Genomic DNA, 4,374 nt, shown 5'->3' on the forward strand with positions numbered 1-4,374 from the left:
CTCTTAGATAGGCCTTGAGGGTTACAATGAATTTGCCAACTCTGGCTTTTTCATTTATATTAAATTTATCACGGAAAGCAACCATGAAAACTCCTCATAAATACCTAGAGAATCCTACTAAACGTATATAAACGAAAGAAGGCTCCTCATGAAATCATTTCAAACTCATAAAGTCTCTCAGGAACATGCCAGTCTCACTATCGAAGACTATTTGAAGCAAGTCCTCCATTATTCCGGACGAAAAATACAAAAGCTCACCCGCCAGAAAGGCATTTTCTTAAACGGCAAAGCGGCTTTTCTGCAAAAACAACTTAAGCTACAGGATACTTTACGCGTCCTGGTCGTTGAAGATATATCCTATGGAGTTCAGCCTGAAGCGGGAAACATTGAGATTCTTTACGAAGATGATTATGTGCTGATTCTAAATAAACCACCATACCAGTTAGTTCATCCTACAGGTCAAACAACAAGCGGTACCTTAGCCAACTATTTGGCTTACCATTTAGCTGAGAAAGGCGTAGTAAGCACGGTACGACCGGTCCACCGGCTTGACAGAGAAACATCAGGCTGCATCATTTTCGCTAAAGACTCCCGTAGCCAGTTCCTGCTTGAACAGCAATTGAAGGAAAGAGTATTAAAGCGTACCTATTGGGCTTTGACCAAAGGGATTGTTGAGCCCCCTGCAGGTACAATTAATGCCCCTATCGGCCCTCATCCAACTTCACCTAACCGGCGAGCTATACACGCAAAAGGTGAAGAAGCGGTTACTCATTACCAGACGATCCGCCGTTTTTCTGACGCATCGTTAATGGAACTCTCTTTGGATACCGGCCGGACTCACCAAATCCGCGTACATTTGGCCCACCTCGGTTACCCCATTATCGGCGACCGGATGTACGGAGTACGGTCTCCCCTTATGTCCAGACAAGCTTTACATGCTGTATCTATCACCTTCGAGCATCTGGGAGATAACCGTCAGATTACCGTTAACGCCCCGTTACCCTTGGACTTTGAACGGATTCTTAATTCTTTTGGTAAGTAGTATATAAAATGCCGTACAGCCTTTTCAGGTCTGTACGGCATTATTAACCCGCCCACTCATGATTTATTCCAGAATAGTTTCAATCACATTAAGTATTTCCTCGGCTAAGACTAAGTCTACAGCTTTGACATTCTCATTCAGTTGTTCTAGTTTAGTTGCTCCAATGATGGCACTGGTAATGTTCGGCTGTGCCAATACCCATGCCAAAGCTAAATTAGCTAACGTCACCTCCAGCTCGTTGGCTATAGCCTTCAACTGCTGTACTTTACGAAAGTTTTGTTCTAAAAAGTACCGCTGTAAGAAAGGAGCTGTGCGTGCATCGGCTGCACGGCTGTCAGGCGGCACCGGTACATTCTGCTGATATTTGCCTGTTAACATGCCTTGAGCCAACGGTGAGAACACTACCTGGCTGATTCCATATTTTTCACAGGTTGGCACTACTTCTTTTTCTATGTAACGGTTGAGCATGTTATAGGGAGGTTGGTTGACAACAATGCGGTCAAGCAAATATTTGTCGGCAACACCTAACGCTTCGGTAATCTGAGCGGCCGTCCATTCGCTGACCCCTGCATAAAGGATTTTACCCTGACGGATTAAGTCATCAATCGTTCTAAGTGTCTCTTGCACCGGCGTCTGGTAGTCGTACCTGTGGCAGTAGAAAATATCTACATAGTCAACCTGCAGCCGTTTCAGGCTTGCGTGAACCTGCTCAAAAACATGCTTGCGCGACAAGCCTCTGTCGTTAATGCCATCGCCCATCGGAAAAAAGGCTTTAGTAGCCAATACATACGATTCTCGCGAAAAATCTCTCAGAGCTTCGCCGACAAGCAGTTCAGCCTCACCAAGAGCATACACATTGGCGGTGTCGAACGAATTTATACCCAGCTCGTAAGCACGACGAATTATGGATATAGCCGTTTCCTTCTCAGTAGTATTACCGTAAGTTAGCCAGCTTCCCAAGCTAATTTCACTAAGTTGCAGGCCTGAGTTACCCAAATATCTATACTGCATAGTGCCACTCCCTCTACAACTCCATTATTTACTAATAGTATATCATGTTATCTAGCCCTGGCAAAAAGGCAAAACACGCAGTTGCCAAACTTACTCTTTCCCTTTATATTAAAATCATTGAACAAATCATGTTTATCAAGGTACGAGGTGTTTTCATGCTGCCTGTCTATCGCACAGTTAAGCAAGCGAGTGAGGTTAAATTAGAAATTAACAAATCCCTGTTCATTGCCTATGTCAGCCCGGCGGAAACTGAAGAAGCGGCAGTTAACTTTGTCCAAGACATAAAAAAACGGCACAAAGAGGCCAATCATAACTGTTCAGCATATGTGATCGGCCTGCATGGTCAATATCAAAAAGCCGACGATGACGGTGAGCCTGGCGGAACGGCTGGCAAACCAATATTAGAGGTAATTAACAAATCCGGCGTTAAAAATGCAGTTATTGTAGTAACCCGCTACTTTGGTGGCATCAAACTGGGAGCCGGAGGACTCATTCGCGCCTACACCAAGGCGGCTGCCGATGGCCTGGAAGCTGCCTTCATCATTGAAAAACAGCTTCACACCAGGCTGGCTATTGAACTGAGTTACCACCTGCTGGGGACAGTAGAAAACCAGCTGCGGCTTAAGAACTATCCAATCGAGGCTAAAGAATTTACTGAGGTAGTCAAAGTTGTTGCGCTAGCCCGTAAGGGAAGTGAAGACAAATTGATCCAGCTGATCGCAGATGCTACAGCCGCTCAAGCCAAAGTACAGTCAATAGGTGAATTATATCTGGATGTCTTGCCTGAAACGTAAAAAAAGTGCCGCTTCAAATAGCGGCACTTTTTTGCGTTTTATCTTATTAGACTTTAGCTTTTTGAGCAGCAGGCTCATCAACAGCCTCATTTTGGTCAGCCAAAATGCCCATTCTGTCAAACAGTTCAAAAGTGAGGCTAACCAGCACTGACACAATCGTGCCAAGCGCCATACCTTTTAATTCAACAGCGCCTAATTTAACGGCAGCGCCACTTAGTCCCAGAACAAGTACCACTGAGGTCAGGATTAGGTTTTTGGCTTGGGTATAGTCGACTCTTTTCTCGACAAGCATACGGATACCGGCAGCAGCTATTACACCGAACAGCAGGATGCACACGCCACCCATGACCGGTACTGGGATGCTGCGAATGAGCGCGGCCAGCTTACCTACGAAGGAGAGGGCAATCGCAAAGGTTGCCGCGCCGCCGATAACCCAGACACTGTATACTTTAGTAATTGCCATTACACCGATGTTTTCGCCATATGTGGTATTAGGTGTAGCACCGACAAAACCAGACAGAACATTAGATACACCGTCAGCAAACAGGGAGCGGTGAAGGCCCGGCTCTTTTATCAAATCCCGGTCAACAATATTACCGGTAACAACAAGGTGGCTGATGTGTTCGGCCAGTACCACCAACATAGCAGGCAGGATGATAATCATCGCACTCACATTAAATTCGGGAGTATATAGGGTAGGAACTTCAAACCAAGGGGCGTTCATTATGCTGTTTAGATCAACAATACCGAGTACAAGTGACAAACTATAGCCTGCAAGAACACCGATAAGCACCGGAATTACCGCAAAGAAACCGCGGAACAGTACTGAACCCAGAATCGTTACTGCTAAAGTGAAGACCGACACAATGACCGCTTTGTCAGCAGGTATATTTAACTGCTGCATTAGATCTCCGGTCAACCCAGCCATCCCGGCAGCAGTTGGAGCTAGCTCCAAGCCGATAGTGGCTACAATTGCCCCCATGGCGGCCGGCGGAAATACTACATCAATCCATTTGACGCCGACTTTTTTAACAAGCAGCGACATGAGTATGAAGAAGAAACCGAACATGATAAAACCGCTTTGAGCAGCCGCGTACCCGTATTGCGACATGATCAGAAACACTGGCGATATAAAGGCAAAGCTTGAACCAAGATAAGCCGGAATTCGTCCCTTACACACGAACAGATAAATCAGTGTTCCAATACCATTCATTAATAGTGATGTTGCAGGGTTAATTTTGAACAGGAAAGGAACCAATACGGTCGCGCCAAACATGGCAAATAAGTGCTGTAAGCTAAGGGGAATGGACTGGAGCAGGGGAAGCTTGTCTTCAACCTGGATAATGCGTCTGGACATTGTAATTCCTCCTTTTATTACCCCGGTACACAATCGAGTAGGAGCTGAGTAATTATTTACTCAGCGACCTCTCACACCACCGTACGTACCGTTCGGTATACGGCGGTTCAATAGAATTAGTGTATTAATGAATATCTTTCACTTATGGTGATAAAGCCTAATTTCCTTAG

At 45.5% G+C, this 4,374-nt stretch carries 4 protein-coding genes; 2 read left to right on the forward strand and 2 right to left on the reverse strand.

From position 1 onward, the window contains the following. Window positions 1–148: 148 nt before the first annotated feature. Complete coding sequence (locus VN447_RS05630) at window positions 149–1,042, forward strand: RluA family pseudouridine synthase (RefSeq protein WP_325523691.1); 894 nt, start codon at window positions 149–151, stop codon at window positions 1,040–1,042. Window positions 1,043–1,105: 63 nt separating this feature from the next. On the opposite strand, the gene VN447_RS05635 is transcribed toward VN447_RS05630, so the two are convergent. Further along, window positions 1,106–2,053 carry an aldo/keto reductase family protein gene (locus VN447_RS05635; RefSeq protein ID WP_325523693.1) on the reverse strand — a complete coding sequence of 316 codons (948 nt, stop codon included), beginning with the start codon at window positions 2,051–2,053 and terminating at the stop codon, window positions 1,106–1,108. A 155-nt stretch (window positions 2,054–2,208) separates the two neighbouring features. Between VN447_RS05635 and VN447_RS05640 the strand changes: the two genes are divergently transcribed. Continuing rightward, window positions 2,209–2,847 (forward strand): YigZ family protein, encoded by a 639-nt coding sequence (locus VN447_RS05640; protein WP_325523694.1) that lies wholly within the window; start codon window positions 2,209–2,211, stop codon window positions 2,845–2,847. A gap of 46 nt (window positions 2,848–2,893) precedes the next feature. Here the strand turns inward: VN447_RS05640 and uraA are convergent, their stop codons facing one another. Next, the gene (uraA, locus tag VN447_RS05645; RefSeq protein ID WP_325523696.1) at window positions 2,894–4,204 is read right to left on the reverse strand and encodes a uracil permease; all 1,311 of its coding nucleotides are present in this window, start codon (window positions 4,202–4,204) and stop codon (window positions 2,894–2,896) included. Window positions 4,205–4,374: the final 170 nt, after the last annotated feature.

Origin of the sequence: Sporomusa sp., from assembly GCF_035561155.1 — a bacterium.
Taxonomy (GTDB): Bacteria; Bacillota; Negativicutes; order Sporomusales; family Sporomusaceae; genus Sporomusa.